The sequence below is a fragment of the Kitasatospora sp. Root107 genome (assembly GCF_001424875.1).
Classification (GTDB): Bacteria; Actinomycetota; Actinomycetes; order Streptomycetales; family Streptomycetaceae; genus Kitasatospora.
The window spans coordinates 1-16,088 of the sequence record NZ_LMCT01000072.1; the positions used below are offsets into that span (position 1 = coordinate 1).

15 protein-coding genes are annotated in these 16,088 nt (G+C 69.6%); 10 read left to right on the forward strand and 5 right to left on the reverse strand.

What is annotated here, in order from left to right; all coding sequences use genetic code 11:
• From ASC99_RS33450 to ASC99_RS33465, 4 genes are all read right to left on the reverse strand, one after another.
• Positions 1–504: RICIN domain-containing protein (locus ASC99_RS33450; RefSeq protein WP_200948499.1), on the reverse strand; the 504-nt coding region annotated here is incomplete at its 3' end.
• Between the two features lie 1,633 nt (positions 505–2,137).
• The gene (locus ASC99_RS33455) at positions 2,138–2,518 is read right to left on the reverse strand and encodes a spore-associated protein A (RefSeq protein ID WP_200948500.1); all 381 of its coding nucleotides are present in this window, start codon (positions 2,516–2,518) and stop codon (positions 2,138–2,140) included.
• Positions 2,519–2,693: 175 nt separating this feature from the next.
• Positions 2,694–3,086, reverse strand: coding sequence for a peptidase inhibitor family I36 protein (locus ASC99_RS33460; RefSeq protein ID WP_057239243.1), 393 nt, complete (start codon positions 3,084–3,086; stop codon positions 2,694–2,696).
• Between the two features lie 106 nt (positions 3,087–3,192).
• Entirely contained in the window at positions 3,193–4,137 is a 945-nt protein-coding gene (locus tag ASC99_RS33465; RefSeq protein ID WP_063857271.1) for a hypothetical protein, read from the reverse strand.
• 562 nt (positions 4,138–4,699) lie between these two features.
• On the opposite strand from ASC99_RS33465, the gene ASC99_RS33475 reads away from it, so the two are divergent.
• From ASC99_RS33475 to ASC99_RS33490, 4 genes are all read left to right on the forward strand, one after another.
• On the forward strand, positions 4,700–4,885 hold the full coding sequence (locus tag ASC99_RS33475) for a hypothetical protein (protein ID WP_057239250.1): 186 nt from the start codon (positions 4,700–4,702) through the stop codon (positions 4,883–4,885).
• A 219-nt stretch (positions 4,886–5,104) separates the two neighbouring features.
• Positions 5,105–5,515, forward strand: a complete 411-nt coding sequence (locus ASC99_RS33480; protein ID WP_057239251.1) for a hypothetical protein — start codon at positions 5,105–5,107, stop codon at positions 5,513–5,515.
• 427 nt (positions 5,516–5,942) lie between these two features.
• A complete protein-coding gene (locus ASC99_RS33485; protein WP_057239253.1) occupies positions 5,943–6,386 on the forward strand; it encodes a hypothetical protein in 444 nt (147 codons plus the stop codon).
• Positions 6,387–6,627: 241 nt separating this feature from the next.
• On the forward strand, positions 6,628–7,380 hold the full coding sequence (locus ASC99_RS33490) for a hypothetical protein (protein ID WP_157531918.1): 753 nt from the start codon (positions 6,628–6,630) through the stop codon (positions 7,378–7,380).
• A 547-nt stretch (positions 7,381–7,927) separates the two neighbouring features.
• On the opposite strand, the gene ASC99_RS33495 is transcribed toward ASC99_RS33490, so the two are convergent.
• The gene (locus ASC99_RS33495; protein WP_057239961.1) at positions 7,928–9,013 is read right to left on the reverse strand and encodes a polyprenyl synthetase family protein; all 1,086 of its coding nucleotides are present in this window, start codon (positions 9,011–9,013) and stop codon (positions 7,928–7,930) included.
• Positions 9,014–9,338: 325 nt separating this feature from the next.
• Between ASC99_RS33495 and ASC99_RS33500 the strand changes: the two genes are divergently transcribed.
• The 6 genes from ASC99_RS33500 (at position 9,339) to ASC99_RS33525 (ending at position 16,062) form a co-directional block, all read left to right on the forward strand.
• Positions 9,339–9,845 carry a hypothetical protein gene (locus tag ASC99_RS33500; protein ID WP_157531919.1) on the forward strand — a complete coding sequence of 169 codons (507 nt, stop codon included), beginning with the start codon at positions 9,339–9,341 and terminating at the stop codon, positions 9,843–9,845.
• A gap of 276 nt (positions 9,846–10,121) precedes the next feature.
• Positions 10,122–11,378, forward strand: coding sequence for a hypothetical protein (locus ASC99_RS33505; protein WP_157531920.1), 1,257 nt, complete (start codon positions 10,122–10,124; stop codon positions 11,376–11,378).
• 312 nt (positions 11,379–11,690) lie between these two features.
• Positions 11,691–12,149 carry a hypothetical protein gene (locus ASC99_RS33510; protein ID WP_057239261.1) on the forward strand — a complete coding sequence of 153 codons (459 nt, stop codon included), beginning with the start codon at positions 11,691–11,693 and terminating at the stop codon, positions 12,147–12,149.
• A gap of 156 nt (positions 12,150–12,305) precedes the next feature.
• Positions 12,306–12,722, forward strand: a complete 417-nt coding sequence (locus ASC99_RS33515) for a hypothetical protein (RefSeq protein ID WP_057239263.1) — start codon at positions 12,306–12,308, stop codon at positions 12,720–12,722.
• 258 nt (positions 12,723–12,980) lie between these two features.
• The gene (locus tag ASC99_RS38105; RefSeq protein ID WP_162267702.1) at positions 12,981–13,913 is read left to right on the forward strand and encodes a CHAP domain-containing protein; all 933 of its coding nucleotides are present in this window, start codon (positions 12,981–12,983) and stop codon (positions 13,911–13,913) included.
• A 169-nt stretch (positions 13,914–14,082) separates the two neighbouring features.
• The gene (locus tag ASC99_RS33525) at positions 14,083–16,062 is read left to right on the forward strand and encodes an AfsR/SARP family transcriptional regulator (protein WP_057239265.1); all 1,980 of its coding nucleotides are present in this window, start codon (positions 14,083–14,085) and stop codon (positions 16,060–16,062) included.
• Positions 16,063–16,088: the final 26 nt, after the last annotated feature.

A 16,088-nucleotide genomic window follows, 5' to 3' on the forward strand; every position in this document is an offset into this window, starting at 1 on the left:
GGTGCCGGTGCCCCCGTCCACCTTGACGAGTTGCCATTGCTGGTTGGTGCCGCCCCAGTCGCTGTACTGCACGACGTTGGCGCCGTCGTTGGTGGCCGCGTTCTGGACCTCGACGGCCTTGTTGCTGTTGCGGTTGATCAGTCGGACGTAGCCGCTGTCGGAGTCGGCCAACCGGAACTGCTGGTTGGCGCCGCCGTGGTCGGCCCACTGGTGGATGGCGGCACCGTCGGCTTTCGACCAGCTGGACACGTCGATCATCTTGCCCGAGTGCCGTGCCTTGATCCGGTAGTAGCCGTCGCCGGAGTTGACGAACTGGAACTGCTGGTTGTTGGCGTTGGTGCGGGTCCACTGGACGACGTTGGCGCCGTCGGCGGTGGAGGAGTTGTAGACGTCGAGGGCCTTGCCGCTGTTGTGGTTCACCAGTACGTACCAGGCGGTGGTGTCCACCGTGGCGGCCGCCGCCGGCGTCGTGGCCACCGTGAGCAACCCGCCCACAATCGCCATGGCTGCAGCGGCGGCCGCCCCGGACCGCCACCGACGACGCCACCTCGCGGCGCGCGCTGACCAAACCGACATAGCGTCTTCCTTCCATCCTTGGGATCGCCGACATGAGACGGGCCGCATCGGCGCGGACGCCGACGACACCCGCGCACGGACAACTGCCCGGGAGGTGTCCTGTTAGCGCTAACATTTCCGANATCGCCGACATGAGACGGGCCGCATCGGCGCGGACGCCGACGACACCCGCGCACGGACAACTGCCCGGGAGGTGTCCTGTTAGCGCTAACATTTCCGARGGCGAGCCGTGTCGAGTAGCCAACCGGCGGTGCGGCTGAACGCACCACGTGCGACCTGAGTGTCCCTCAGCACCTGCAGGAGCAGCCAGAGTTCTGTCTGGAAGAGGCCATCAAGGGGAAGCGGGTGCTCCGCATCGGGGTCAGTGGCGGCGACTGACAGGCAGAGGCAGCCTGCTCCGCCCCTCGGGCCCTGGTTGCTGCTCGGTCAGTGTTCGGTTGCCTGGGGTGCTCGCAAGCTTGGGGACATGGATCAGTGGTTGTGGTAGTGCGGTCAGCCGGGTGAACGCGTTGACCAGGTCGCCGGCCCAGGGCCGGCCCTCGGCAATGCGCAGCCGGGTGCGTCCGGCGGTGCGGGTGTGCGGGCCGCGACGTGCCTGTCGACCAGCGCGAACATCTACGCCGACCTCACCCGCTCGCCGCCCGCGCGGCCGTCGACGCCGTAGCCTGGACCCTCGACAACGCCGACCGCGCGATCCTCGGCGGACCCGTCTGCCACGCCCAGCGCCCCTGGCGCCAACATCCACGCCCGCACCGGCAACTGCCCGCATGCCAGCGCCCCGGAGTGGAAGAAACATCAACGCCATGGCCGATGCGGCCCGGTGGCCACAATGCGACCACCAGGCTGACGCAGCAACAGAAAGAGCCGGCACCTGATTTCCCAAGTACCGGCTCTCACAACCGACTTCACAGTCGGGACGACGGGATTTGAACCTGCGACCCCCTTGGCCCCAGAGTGCGCTACCAAGCAGCGCCGCTGGAGGGACCTCTTTTCCACGAGGCCGGAGAGGCCAAGTCGGCGTGATTGCACGAGAGTTGTCGCCGATTCAGGTCATGGGGGAGTGGCTCGGCGTAACGGAGGGTCAGGCGTTTACGATGTCCAGGATTGTCCACATCCGCCCACTGGCGCCCATCCGCGCTGGTGGCGGCTGATCCCAGAGCGGTCCCAGAGGATGCCCCGAAGGCATCGTTGCGCCAGGGCGGTGCGGGCCGACGACGACAAGCCGACCTATGGCGCACCGGACGACGGCCAGATGATCGAGGCCGCTCCGGCCCGTGGCACCCAGTACGAAAGCCACAGCTACGCCGTCCGCGTCCTCGGCTGGGCACTCGTCGGCCGACGCCTCGTCACTGCCGCGGGGCACGGGACACTCCCGTGCCCTGCGGCAGTCGACGGTCGTCCCACCCGCATGACCTCACCCGCCGTCCGCTCGTCCGAGCCGAAACCGCGGACGCCTGTGTCACCTGGCAGGACAGCTTTGACTCCGTTCAGCAGCAGGCAAGTTGGCCGACAGGCGCGGTCGCACCGTCAGAACGACCTATGCCGACGAACCTCCACGACCTCAGCCGCAGTGAGAATCGAGCTGCTGTGCCGAGTCGTCGTCGATCTGGGCAACCCAGTCGATGCACTGGCCCGGCGCGTACACGTAGACCGGTCCGGCGTAGGTGCTGTAGTAGTCGCCGTCCTTGTGCCAGGGGCTTCCCCCGGTGGCGACCCTGATGGACGCGAGCATGTACACCGGACTGCCGGGGCTGTTGCGAACAGTCACGGCACAGTTCTGCCCGGTCGAGCTGTTGTACGTCAGGAACGCGGTGCCACCGGCGAGCGACATCGAGTCGACGACGTGGTAGCCCGAACCGCAAACCCCGTTGTAGGAGGCGGCCTGCGCCACCGAGGGGACGGCGACCACGGCACCGGCGGTGGCGACCGCGGCGACGCTCACGCGGGCGAGAGTCTGCGTGATGCTTCGCTTCATGAGTGGTGGTGCTCCAAATCTGATGGTGAATCAGGCATGCGGCGGCCAGGCGCGATTTCGCGCTCTTGCCGCAGTCTTCGCCAGAGCCGGGCCCCAATACGCGAGAGCGCGTATTGGGGCCCGGTTGCCAGGTGGGTGAGGCTCAGCAGTCCTTGGCGAATATCACCGAGGCGTTCTCGTTGTACGTGTTGACCAGGTTGCTCGCGTTGCGGTAGTTGAACGCGTCGCGCGGGCCGCCGTAGTTGGAGTTGTAGAACACCGTGACCGTCATGCACACGTTGGACACAGCCGATGCGGCGTTGTTCTTGAGCCGCTGCCCCTGGCCGTTGCCGGGGCTGGTGAAGGTGTACCCGGCAAGGTCGGGCACGTCCCGCACTCGCAGTGCGGTGTGGGAGCCCTGCTCGTTCGAGTTGTAGAAGAAACAGAAGTAGCCTTCCTCGCAGTCGCTCGCGTCGGCGTGCGCGGCGGTGGCGAGGGTGGGGACGAGCAGGGCAGCGCCCAGGGCTGCTGCGGCGAGCTTGAGGGTACGCTTCATTTCTTTCGGTCCTCTCTTGATGGGCGTTCCAGGCGTAGGCAATCCCCCTGTTCTGCCTGGGGATTGGTGGGCGCGCCCGGACGTGAAAAGGTGTCGGCCCACTACTTCACTGATCGCGCAGCACGGTGTCGGCCTTGGCGAGTTGCTCGTTCTTCGCTGCGAGTGCCGCCGTGAAGTCGGCTTGTTGCCGTGCGATCAATTCCTTCTGCAAGGAAGTCTCGACTGCGAACCAGGTGTCGATCAGATTCACTTGCTGCTTGCAGGTCACATCGGCCGTCGCGACCTGGAGCTCCAGCGGCGTGGGCAGGTCCTCCAGGAAGCGGCGGTCGCTGATGGCATCCATCGGATTGGGGTAGGAGTAGCCCTTCTCCTTCATGCAGCCGGACCACGCTTCGAATGCCTGCGTGACCTGCGGCATTGACAGACTGGCCTTGAAGGTCTGGAAGTTGGCCTGCTGGGCCACGCCGCTCGGGCCGAGCTCCCCCGAGCCGGCCAGGCCCCGCTTCGCCTCCTCGTAACAGCCGCCGGGTGGTATCGGTACGCCGTTGATCTGGAGCTTCGTGTCGTCCGTGGCGGTCTTCTCCGGGAGGTGTCCGGTGAGCACCTGCTGCTGTTCGGCGGAGAGCTGCGGCGGGTGGACCGGGTGGGTGCGCGGGTCGCGGTCGCCGAGGTGGTAGCCGTTGGTCGCCGCCTCGGCCTGGTCCGTCACGCCGTACCGGCGGTCCATGAAGGTGCGCGGTCCGGTCGGCGGGTTGGCGGGGTTGATGGCGTAGTCGAGGCCGAACCGCTGCAGGCACGCCTTGCGGAGCACGGCTCCCGCCCTGGCCAGCTTCTCGGTTTCCGTCTCGGAGAAGAGATACGTCTCTATCGGAAGATGCGGTTCAGCACTCGCCGGGAGCGCGGACGGAGACTGCGCGGTCGGCACCGCCTCGGCGGCTGGATGCCCGGATGACGAACAACCTGCCAGGGCAAGGCACATGAGCCCGGCCAGGCCGGCCAGCCGTACTCCCACACCGCTGCCGGTCAATCGCTGATGCACGGCGAGACTCATATGCCGACGGCCTCGATCGCGGTCACCGTTGCGCTCATGGCCAGGTGCTTGCACATCTTCCGCATCTCGTCCTGCGTCCTCTTCCGGTCCGTTGGTAGTGGGCCGCGGGGTGAGCCCCCGCCCTGGGACGCCATCGTGGTGCGCGGAAGTATCGCGGTGGTCTCATCCCCGTGATACCCGGCGGCGCCGGCCGGGAGCCTCGGCACCCGAGTCAGTTGTCGGGACGACAGGATCTGAACCTGCGCGGCACATTCCGGAGCCGGGCACCCCTGTCCAAGTTGGCCGGCAGCCCTACCTGGTGTCGACGGTCAGTCAATTCCCCACCCTGAATGCCATGTGATGGGCCAGGGGGACGGCGGTGCCGCGACCGTTGTGGACATGGGGACGGTGGCCGCGCGTCGAGATTCCCATGACGCCAGAGGTCGCCGGCCGCCCGATTGCCAGGCCGCCGTTCATGCTGGTCAGGGCTGTCCGCCGCAGACATCCCCGACCACGCGACGTTCAGCGTTTGATTGGGGGTCGAGTCGGGCGTGCGACGGAAGGTAGGTGGGGAGGGCGCAAGATGCCGGTTCCGTGGTGGACCGGGACGGCTGAAGGCGGAGTCTTCCTGCTCCGAGCCCGGCGCTCCACCGTCTCCACGGCACTGATCGCCGCGGTGTTCGGGTTCCTGCTCGCCTCCACCGGCGTGGCCCCTGTGGTGGACAGCGTGCTGCGCGGGGTCGACCAGGCTGCACATACCCTCAAGTGACTTGGCGTCAGCCCGGGCGGCACGGTGTTCGGACCGGGTCGCGGTCCGGTGCTGAGTCAGGCTCAGGCCCGGGCCCGGGGCGGCCGGATTTCCGGTGCGTGTACGCGATACTCCCGCGATACCTGCACGCGACCATGGTCAACTAGCGTCGCGCTGCAGGTCGCGCCACCGCCCGAGCTCGGGCGCCGCACGGACGCGGCCCCGTGCGAGGGAGTTCTCATGCGCCAGCTCGTCCACCGTGCCACCACCGCCGTCGCGGTCGCGACCGCCGCCTTGGCCGGAGTGGTCCTCGTGCCCGGCTCGGCCGAGGCCGCCGTCTACAACGGCGCCTGCGGGAGCGGCTACACCGTCGTCGACGCCCTGGAGGTCGGCGACCACGGGACCGTCTACCTCACCTACAGCCGGACCACTGGCAAGAACTGCGTCGTGAACGTGCGCGACAACCCGGGCGCCCGGCTGTACATGAACGCACTGGTCCGGGTGTCCGGCTCGCCGGACTGGATCGGCGACTACGGCCAGTTCACCACCTACGCGGGCCCGGTGTACGTCTCCGCGGCCGGCACCTGCATCGACTGGGGCGGCGAGATAGAGACCGTTTACGTCTACCGCCTGAACGTCCACTGCGGCTGACCGCCGCGGCGCTGGGACTGCCCGACCGGTCGGCTGCAGATCAACGTTGATCAGATTGCAGCGCAGGAGACCGAGCTGTCCGACATCGCGGCGGTCACCGTGACCAGGTACCGCTTGCGAGGAACGCGGATCCCAGTCCGTGGACCGAGATCCAAAACCCCACGGCAGTTCCCGTGGAGAGCCGGATGCGGTGAGAGCCGCACGTCCGGTTCGGCAAGACGTCCGGGGAAACGGAGTGGGAGCAATCCCGGCACCGCCCCGGGCCTACTCGGAGAAGTTCTGTTCCGAACTGCGCCCAACGGCTGTGGCCGCCCCGGTGGGTGGCACACGTCGCCATTGGGTACGCTTCGGCCACCCAAAAATGATCAAGAACATGGGGGAGTCAATGCTTTTTTCTCGTAAGGCACTTGTCACTGCGTCAATAGCGATGTCAGCCGTTGTCGGCGCCCTTGCCGCAGCCTCTCCGGCGAGCGCAGAAATCTCGACCGGCTCGTACAGCGTCGGCGACTGTGACGCCCAGTGCCTGGTCCTCTACTTCAACACCGGCTACGGCGGCTCGCACACGGTGATTCACTCCAGCACCCCCAACGGCGGCGAGGGCATCTACGACCTGTCGGGGTACACCTTCCAGAGCGCCGGTGCCGGGCAGGGGCAGAGTCTGAAGAACAACGCAGCCTCGGCGAAGGCCCGGATCTGGGGTATCGACACCAGCGTGACGGTCTACTTCAACAGCGGCTACGCCGGCCCCTGCGACAAGTTCCACAAGACCGAGTACCCGGTCGCTTGGCAGCTCTCGAACACGTACAACGAGAACGCGTCGGTGTACTTCCGGAACGTTCCGGTCAACCAGGGCTGCGTCAACTTCGGTTGATCGGAGTCATGAATTCGTGGCGGCCGCGTACCCACGCGGCCGCCATATTCCTTGTGGAGAGAAGTGGATGACTGTGCGGAGACAGGGCTTGCCGACCGGGGCATCACGCGCTCTTGTGTTTGTCGCGGCCGCGCTCATGGCGACGGCCGCCTGTTCGGCAACCAAGGACCGAACCGGCGGTGAGCCCGGCGGTCGGAGCGTGGACGTTCGTCCCTCGGCCGTGCCCTCGGGCAGCGTTTCCATGCCTATCGAGAGGTTCGCTCTCACTGTCGAGGAGTCCAGCGCGGTCGACCGGGCCAAGGTCCTCCTGACCAACGAGTGCCTGGGAGGCTTCGGTCTGGACTACCGGATACCGGAGCACCCGCCGCTGGTTGCCGAATCCTCCAGGCGCTACGGGATAACGGACCGCGAGGTCGCCCACGACCACGGGTACCACATCCCTCCACCGGCCGGCGGGACAGGCGTCACCAAGCGGCCCACCGAAGCGCAGGGAGCGATCCTGTTCGGAGCGACTCGTGCGGGAGAGCCGCAGTCGACAAGTCCCGACGGCCGCCCGATTCCACCCGGCGGCTGCTACGGGGATGCCGAGGCCCGGCTGGACGGCGGACCGCGTCCTGAACCCGACATCGCCGCCGCGACGGCCATCGACAAGGAGAGCTTCAAGCAGTCCCGGGAGGACGCGACGGTCGTACCCGCCTTCCGGGCGTGGTCGACCTGCATGGAACGCCACGGCTACCGGTACCAGGACCCCATGGCATCCGTGGGGGACCGGGCGTTCGACACTGCGGAGCCGACGCAGCGGGAGAAGGACGTGGCTCTGGCGGACATGGACTGCAAGACCGAGACAGATCTGCTGAGGAGATGGAGTGCCGTCGAGGCGGAGATCCAGACGCGCATGATCGAGGAGAACTCCTCGGCCCTGAACAGGCTGAGCTCCTTTCAGAAGCGCAAGGTCGGCACTGCACGCGAGGTGATCGAACGCCTCGGCAACTGAGCAATGCCCCCGACACGGCGAAGCCTGGGTGTGGACTCCGGTCAGGGCACCTGCGACAGCGAGGGCCGAGGCCATGGACAGGCAGCAACGGGCCGCACCGAGGCGCCCACGCCGGGCTCTGGCGGGAGACGCTCGGTCGGTGTCCGCGGGGCGCCCGGGCCCTCGCCTGGTCAGTACCCGCGTCGCCGCGCCCAGCTGGGCCTTGATGCTCGCTCTGGCCTTCGCCATGGCCGCTGCGAGCGCCGCCAGCGACGACCATCTCCGGTGAGGTCGGCCGGCCGCAGGTGCACGGAGCCCACCCTCCGTAACGGCTGTCCGTCCGGGTAGTGGGGGCGGAGCCGTACAAGCAGTGGCGCACCGAGAGAGTGACGCTCCGTCAGCGCACTCCACCGCCTCAGGAACAGTGGGAGTTGTTCTCCTGCGCCCAGCCCGCACCGACCCTCCAAGGCGCGAGACCGGTCGTCGCCGGCCGACATCGCACCTGAAGTCCGCCTACCGGGGTTGGCCTGAGGGATGGTCAGGGGAATCGGAAGGGGTCCGGCGGGAGTCAGTGGTCGCGGTCTGCGGTCCAGGTCGGCATGTGCTCGAAGAAGGTCACGGCGTCCGCGCGCCAGCGGGTGCGCCAGGAGCCTGCGAGGGTGGATGCCTCACGCGCATAGCGGTAGGCGTCGGCCTGCACCGCGCGGTCGATGCCGTGCCGCCGTGCGATGGAGCGCACGCGGTCGAGCGTGTCGTCGTCGCCCTGCGGGTCGCCCAGGGCGGTGTCCACGATCTTGCGCTCGGACTCGTCGGTGTCGGCGGCCAGCAGGGCGCGGACGACGTAGCTGCGGCGGCCTGAGCGGAGGTCGGAACCGAGGGACTTGCCGACCACGGCAGGGTCGCCGAACAGGTCGAGCCAGTCGTCGCGAAGCATGTTGGCGATCCCCAACGCGGTGGCGTAGCAGCGCAGTTCGCGGTCGTACGGTGCCGGGTCGACACCGGCGGCGAGCAGCCCGAGGCGCAGCGGGGCCAGGATGGAGTAGCGGGCGGTCTTGAACTCGGTGACCGCGTGCAGGAAGTCGAGGTCGGGGACGGGGCCGAAGTCGCGTTCCAGATCGAGGAACTGGCCGATGACGGTGGTGGCGCCGACGTCGGCCAGCTCGGCGGCCATGGCTGCGGCGAGGTCGGGTGGCAGGTCGGAGGCGACCAGGACACGCAGCGACAGGAAGGCGGCCAGGTCGCCCGCGAGGACGGCCAGGCCCAGGGCGGTGTCGGGCCGGTCCGGGTACTCGTCGCGGTAGGCGTGCGGGACTGACGGTGCGCCACGGCGCACGGCCGAGCCGTCGATGATGTCGTCGTGGATCAAGCCGTGGGTCTGGAGCAGCTCGATGCTGATGGCGGCTTCCTCCAGGCCCGGCACCGGTTGGTCGGTGATCAGCGCGGCGGCCTCGTGGAGGACCGTTACGCGGAGGCGTTTGCCGCCGCGCAGTGACATGTCGCGCAGCAGGTCGAGTGCGCGCGCGGGAAACCTTCCGTGCTGTGGCCCGTCGAGGGCTCCGCCCGCGGGGTCGGTCAGGGTGTCGAAGTACGTCGCGAAGCGGGCGTCGAACCGGCGCTGGTGCTCGGCCGCGCGCCGCAGGGCGGCAGTGATCATGTGGTCCACCGGCCCAGACTTCCACCCACCCCGCCAGGAGCGCCAACTCGTGGGCCGCCGCCGGGGGACGAAGTCCAGCGTCCCGGTCGGGTTCGCCACCGGGCCCGTGGTGGTGTGACAGCGGGGTTATCCGGCTGATACGCGCCCTTCCTAGGTTGGTTCCGAAGTGGACCGGTGCCGCCGATTCCGGGCCGGAGCTCTGCCAACGCGAGGCTGACGTGCCAGCCCGACGGCAACCTGACCGACCCGAAGCATCGCGACATCGCGACACCCACAACCTCCGCCGCGCCACGCCGTTGCGCGGCGGCCTTTCGGAAGGACCCTCGTGACACCCAGCAAGTCCGGTCGCTCCACGGCCCGCAGGCGCATTGTGCGCGCCGCCTTCGTAGGCACGGCGATCGCCAGCGCGATCGGTCTGACCGCGACCACCGCGTCGGCCAACGCCTTCATCGCGAACTTCACCCTCTCCCAGTACGACTGGACCGCCGGTGCCAGCGTGGGGGCGGACAACGGCATGTCGCAGTTGGTCTTCCAGTCCGACGGCAACCTGGTGCTCTACAAGTTCACCGGAGCCGAGAGCTACCCGGTCTGGGCTTCGGGGACCAGGGGCGACGGCGTCGTGCGGGTCGACTGGTCGCGGTCCGGATACGTCAAGCTCCTCAACTCCTCCGGTGGCATCGTCTGCACCCTGGGCGCGCTCAACCCGGCGCCCGGCGGCCACGCCGAGCTCCGGAACGACGGCAACCTCGTCTTCCTCAACACCAGCGGCAATGCCACCTGGTCCACCGGTACCTCCCAGGGGACCGGCAACCTCAACTACTGCTGGACCTGATCGGCCGTATCCGCCGGACACCTCCGCGACACACAGGGCGCTGCCCCGGGACACCTCTGGTCCCGGGGCAGCGCCCCATGCGTTCCCGGTCTCGATCACATCCGCCCCCTGTGCAACAATCTGATGATCAGTCACCTGGTGCGCGTTACACATTGCTGCAGGTCAGCAGTGGGGCCGACGGGTTCGTGGCAGCGAGACCGGTTACGGCTGACGGCAACAGAGCTGAGGGGGTTCCGGGGGTGTCCGTACCGACGATGGGCGGCGAAGGGGAGTCCGATGCCCCCTAGGCCACGACCGCTCGACCCCGATGACGGGCCACTGCAGGCGTTCGCCTACGAGTTGAGGTGTCTGCGGCAAGCGGCCGGGAACCCGAGCTACCGGGCACTCGCAGGAACCGCGGGCTTCAGCGCCACGACGCTGAGCGACGCCGCCGGCGGCGTGCGCAGGCCCACACTGGACGTGACGCTGGCGTACGTCGGCGCCTGCAGTGGCGACGTCAAGCTCTGGGAGAAGCGCTGGTACGCACTCGACCGGCGGCTCGCCGGCAGCACCGGAGCCGACGCGCGGGTCCGGCAGTCGAGTGTCCAGGCCGCACTGACCGTCTCGGAGGTGATCGAGCCGACAGAGGCGGACGCCGAGAACCGCGCCCCGGTGGTGGACGCGTTCCAGAAACAGGACTTCGAGCCCGAGCCGGTCGACGGCGAGGAGCCGGGAGTACCGCATCGGCGCCTGTGGCGGTCGCGGGCGTGGCTGCCCGCCATGGCTGTCGCCCTGGTGCTGGTGCTGACCGGCCTGCTCGTGGGTCTCAAGCGCGGGTCCGGCGACACACAGACAGTCTCCGGAGCCGGCTGTCCGGTCGGCCCGGCCGGCGGAACGACGTTCCAGGGCCTGACCTACAGCGGGAGCACCCGGGTCCGCAGCAGCGCCAGCCGCAGCGCACCGGTGATCGACCAGATCCCGCCCGGGTGCACGGTCCAGTTCGTCGGCTTCTGCATCGGTGACGCCGAGCAGGACGTGACGGCCGGGACTCCCGATGTGCGCTGGTTCAAACTGGCCAGCGGCGGGATGGTCTCGTCGGCGGTGGTGCACGGCAATCCGCCGTGGGAGTTGAGGCCGGACCGCTGCCCGGGTGAGTTCCCGGCTCCCTCGTCGATCTCCCTGGTGGTCGCGCCACGGCCCTCCGATCCCGAGGCCGTGGAACTGCGCGCCAGCGGTTCCTACCTCGGCGTCGTGGGGTTCGCCGGGTACTTCTCCGACAGCGGCCAAGCCGTGCCCGTGCCGCGCTGGCACCAGCTCGGCCTGATCGGCGTCGGCGTCGACGGATTCGTGCTCCCCTGGCGGATCGCGAAGCCGACGGCCGATCAGGGCCCGATCCAGCTGGTCGCCGTCGCCTGCCTGGGCGGGGACGGCCCCACCGATGTGCTGGACGCGCTGACCGTCCCCCCTGCGACTCCCACCCAGGCGCGGCCGCTGTCGCTGGGCGAGGGCGACCGGAGCACGGCCGCACGGACCGCCTGCCGCTACCCCGCCTAGGCGGTGCGTCAAAGGGTCAGGCCCACATGAGGAGTGAGGCGAGCGTGGCTGCGGCTTGGTAGGACCGTATCCCGTGCCACGGCGATCACGTCCTCCTCACCGCGCGGGCGGGTGCCTCGGGCTCCGTCCGAGCCCTGCGCGGCCGCCCCCGTCGGGCAGGCCCACAGCAGACGGTCCCCGGGGACCGCGGCGAGGCCCCCCGGGTCGGCTGACGGTGCGGGGCCCTCGTGCGATACGGCGACGTTACGCGGCTGCGCCAGCATGGTCGACGTTCGATCGATCATCGATGATCCGCCTCAGACAGGGTTCCGTATGCACGTCCTCCGCCGAGTCCTCGCGGTGTTCGCCAGTGTGGCGCTGCTCGCCGGCGTCAGCCTGTCCGCGTCCTCCACCGCGCAGGCCGCCACCTCCTGCTCCGGCACCGTCACGTACGACCAGAGCGTCTCGCACAACGGCAGTGCCATCGGCGAGTTGGTCATCTACTACAACAGCAGCAACGGCGGCACCAACAGCGCCTGCTTCTACCACCGCGGGGCGTCCTACGGCGTCTCGGCGACGACCAGCGTCGAGATCTACCGGTGCCTGCAGACGTCCGGTACGGGCGGCGGCTGCACCGTCGACGCCTCGTCGCGCATCGACAAGGGATCGTACGCGTACAACGCCGGACCGGTCGGCGTGACCGGCACGGCGAACTACTGCGTCTACGCCTACGGCTACGTCAACTGGGCCGGCCACGAGTACTCCGTGTCGAGCGGAACCCGGGGCTGCTGAGCCCCGCGTCCCGCCCCCGACGGGCCGCGGGAACGTCCCCGAGGTCCCGTTCCCGGCTCCGGTGGGCCCGCCTCCCGGCGGACCGACCAGAGCCCGGCAGATCCGCATTTCCGACCGTGTCGAACCACTGGATGTTCGGCGCAAGAGAGGTTTTCCGTGCGCAAGAAGCTCGTCTCCGTCCTCGGTGCCCTCGCGATGGCCGGAGCCGCCACCGTGATGACCGCGCCTGAGGCCTCGGCTCTCGCCGCCTCGCCGGCGGAGGTCTGCGGCCCCGGCTACAAGGTCGTCGACTCCGAACAGCTCATCAACCGCGACGTGTGGGTCTACCTGACCTACAACAGCTCCAACGGCTACAACTGCGTGGTCACCGTCCGCGGGAACGCGGGCACCCCGGTGCACATGGCGGCCCGCCTCACCGTCGAGGGCAGCCCCGAGAAGAACGACACCGGCTACTACGGGTCCTACGCCGGCCCGGTCTACGGCTACGCCGCAGGCAAGTGCGTCCAGTGGGGCGGCTGGTTCAGCGACAACGACCAGAGCTCGTATATGAGCCCCTGGAGCCACTGCGGCTGACCCGCCGACGTTGGCCCCGCCACCGGACCCGGAGCCCGCCCCACAGCGGTCCGGCCCGGTGGCGGGGCTTCGGCGTTCCACTCCGCCCGATGCCGCTGCGGCCCGATGCCAGGGCCGAACGCAGCGGGCCTGATCCGGACGGCACCGTCGGCCGCGCCGCGCCGCGCCATGTCCTGTCCTTCCCTCACGAGGAGAATGGTGAATCACCGTCACCTTCCGGGCCTGGTCCGGCGGATAGCCGGCGCCACGGTCGCAACCGTGGTGTTCGCTCTGCTGAACCTCGCCAACGTCACCACTGCCTCCGCCGCCACGGGCACGGGCGCCGCTTCGCTCGCCGCCGCCAACATCGACAAGACGGCCGGCACCTGCGCGAACAGCCCGACCCACAACAGCCTCGGTGGCTCGCAGTTCGAAACCAGCTGCTCCGGCGGGGGGTCGGGAGGTCCCGAGTACTGGTGCGCCGACTTCGTGCAGTGGGTCTGGCGGAACTCCGGCTTCTCCACCGGTGGGTTGGATGCCGATGCTGCCAGCTTCTACGGCTATGGCCGGGACAACGGCACCCTGCACACCTCGGCCTCCTACCAGCCGCAGCCGGGTGACGCGGTCGTCTACGGCAGTGTGAACGACACCGAAATCCATCACGTCGCCATCGTGACCTCCGTCAACGCCGACGGTTCGATCACCACCGCCAACGGCGACTGGGGAGGCACCCCGGGCACCGGCTCGATGGCCGACTTCGCCGTCAGCTCCCGGGTGGCCGCCATCACCATCTCCGCCGGCCAGAAGAGCGTGGGCAGCGTACCCAGCAACGTGGACACCGCGGACGGCTACACCATCGTCGGCTACACCACCCCCACGACCACCGGCAGCACCAACCCGAACACCCCGACCGCGATCTGCGGCACCGGCTTCAAGGTGATCGACTCGCACGCCCTCGGCGGCGCGGTCGTCTACCTGCTGTACAACGGCTCCACCGCCCAGAACTGCGTCACCACCGTGGCCACCAACCCGGGCGGCAAGGTGGCAATGGACGCGACACTGGCCGCGCAGGGTGGCTCCTCGGCCGCCAATCCGGGCAACTTCACGTACTACGCCGGCCCGGTCACCCTCGGGGCGGCGAACGTCTGCGTGCAGTGGGGCGGCTCCTACGCGGGCACCTCGTGGACCAGCGGCTGGAGCCACTGCGGCTGACCCCTGCTCGACAGCGGAACACCGGGCGCTTGTCCGGGATTGACCGCCCATCACCGGCTCAACGCTCCCTGACAACCAGCCGTCGCCTTAGATCTTGTCCGTCAGCACGGTGCGCTCGGGAAACCCGCGCGCACCGTTCGGAACACCGACGGCGCAGGAGAACAGGCGAGTGGAATTCGGGATCCTGGGGCCCCTTGTGGTCAGTGACGGAGTGCAGGCCCGCACCGTCCCAGGCGGCAGGCAGCGGGCGCTGCTCGCGGCGCTCCTGGTCCGGCACGGGCAACCGACGTCGGCGCAGTTCCTGGCGGAGGCCATCTGGGACGGGCAACCGCCCAGGAGTTCCTCCACCGCCCTGCGCAACTACGTGATGCGGCTGCGCAAGGCGCTCGGCGCGGCGGGTGAGCGGATCGAGACCACCACCGGCGGCTACCGGATCAACGTCGACGCGCAGGAGCTCGACCTCCGGAGGTTCACCGTCCTGCGCGACGAGGGCGTCGCTGCGCTGCGCCGACAGGACTTCGAGTGCGCTGCCACCCGACTGGACACTGCCCTCCAGCTGTGGCGCGGGCCCGCGCTGGCCGACATCCCCTCGGACGCGCTGCTCCGCAAGGAAGCCGGGTGGCTGGCCGAAGCCCGCCTGGACGCCGTGGAGGCGAGGCTGGAGGCACAGCTGTGGCTGGGCGGCGACGTCCGGGCACTCACCGCCGAGCTGCAGGCACTCACCACCGAGCACCCGGAGCGGGAGCTGCTCTGGGCCCAGCTCATGACCGTGCTGTACCGCAGCGGGCGCCAGTGCGAGGCGCTGGCCGTCTACCAGCGGGTGCGGCAGACACTGATCGAGGAGATCGGCGTCGAGCCCGGCAGCGAACTGCGCGAGCTTCACCAGCGTGTGCTGCGCGGTGACCCTGCCCTCGACGGGCCGGCCCGGCCCCGCCCCGAGCCGATCAGCATCAACTCCGCGGGCGCGGGAGCAGGAGCCGACGCGGGGGCCGGAGCCGACGCGGGGGCCGGAGCAGGCCCGGCCGGGCAACCGGCACCCGACCGGACCGCGCAGGGGCGACCGGCGTTCGCCGTGACGCCCTGTCAGCTTCCCTCGGCCCTGCCCGACTTCACCGGGCGCGGGTGGGAGATGTCCCTGCTCGTCGGCCGCCTGACCGCCGTGGACCGCAAGGCACCGTTCACCGCCGTGATCTCGGGCCAGCCCGGCGTCGGCAAGAGCGCGCTGGCCGGCCAGGCTGCGCACGCCGCCCGGGCCGCGTTCCCGGACGGCACGCTGCACGCCGAGCTACGCGGGACGGACGGCAGCCCGACCCCGCCCGCCGCCGTGCTCCGGACCTTCCTGATCGCTCTCGGCGTTCCCGCCGACCTGGTGCCGGTCGGACCGGATGACCGGATCTCGCTCTACCGCTCGCTACTGACCGGCCGCCGAGTCCTGGTGGTGCTGGACGATGCCCGCGACAGCGCCCAGATCCGCTCGCTGCTGCCCACCGACTCCGGCTGCGCGGCGCTGGTCACCAGCCGCTACCGACTCGCCGACCTGGTCGGGGCGCTGCCGCTCGAACTGGACGTGCTGTCGGCAGCGGAGGCCGAGCTGCTCCTGCGGCAGCTGGTCGGAACCGCACGGGTGGCAGCCGATTCGGCAGCAGCGGCCCAGGTGGTCGCCACCTGCGGACGACTTCCGCTGGCGCTGCGGATCTGCGCCGCCCGGTTGGGCGCGCGGCCCGGCTGGAGCATGCGGCATCTTGCGGACCGGCTGGCCGACCAGCTGCTGCTGCTGAACGAACTGCGGGTGGGCAGCCTGGACGTCAGGGCCAGCATCGAGCCCAGCTACCGGGCACTCGACCCCGCCTCCGCCCGGGCCTTCCGACTGCTCGCCACGACTACGGACGGCCCCCTCTCGACCATGCAGGCCGCCCAAGCACTGAACCTTCCCCTGCCGGCCGCCGAGTACTTGCTCGAACGGCTCGTCGACACACACCTGCTGGTCACCGACGTGCCCGGCCAGTACCGCTACCCGGCCTTGCTGCGGGCCTTCGCCCGCGAGCAGGGCGGCCTGCGGCCCGGGACGGTGCCGGCGCAGAAGGACAGGCGCGCCGCCGCCGAGCGTCCGGTCGCGCTCGCCGGCCCCGCGTCTGCGATGGGCGACTGACGTCTGACACGGCGTCCGGCCGCCGC

What these genes read in the sequence shown, in the direction of transcription:
- ASC99_RS33495 (WP_057239961.1), bottom strand. Translation starts at nt 9,013, where the DNA reads ATGATCACTGCCGCCCTGCGGCGCGCGGCCGAGCACCAGCGCCGGTTC.
- ASC99_RS33490 (WP_157531918.1), top strand. Translation starts at nt 6,628, where the DNA reads ATGCCTATCGAGAGGTTCGCTCTCACTGTCGAGGAGTCCAGCGCGGTC.
- ASC99_RS33480 (WP_057239251.1), top strand. Translation starts at nt 5,105, where the DNA reads ATGCGCCAGCTCGTCCACCGTGCCACCACCGCCGTCGCGGTCGCGACC.
- ASC99_RS33485 (WP_057239253.1), top strand. Translation starts at nt 5,943, where the DNA reads ATGTCAGCCGTTGTCGGCGCCCTTGCCGCAGCCTCTCCGGCGAGCGCA.
- ASC99_RS33505 (WP_157531920.1), top strand. Translation starts at nt 10,122, where the DNA reads ATGCCCCCTAGGCCACGACCGCTCGACCCCGATGACGGGCCACTGCAG.
- ASC99_RS33465 (WP_063857271.1), bottom strand. Translation starts at nt 4,137, where the DNA reads ATGAGTCTCGCCGTGCATCAGCGATTGACCGGCAGCGGTGTGGGAGTA.
- ASC99_RS33475 (WP_057239250.1), top strand. Translation starts at nt 4,700, where the DNA reads ATGCCGGTTCCGTGGTGGACCGGGACGGCTGAAGGCGGAGTCTTCCTG.
- ASC99_RS33510 (WP_057239261.1), top strand. Translation starts at nt 11,691, where the DNA reads ATGCACGTCCTCCGCCGAGTCCTCGCGGTGTTCGCCAGTGTGGCGCTG.
- ASC99_RS33460 (WP_057239243.1), bottom strand. Translation starts at nt 3,086, where the DNA reads ATGAAGCGTACCCTCAAGCTCGCCGCAGCAGCCCTGGGCGCTGCCCTG.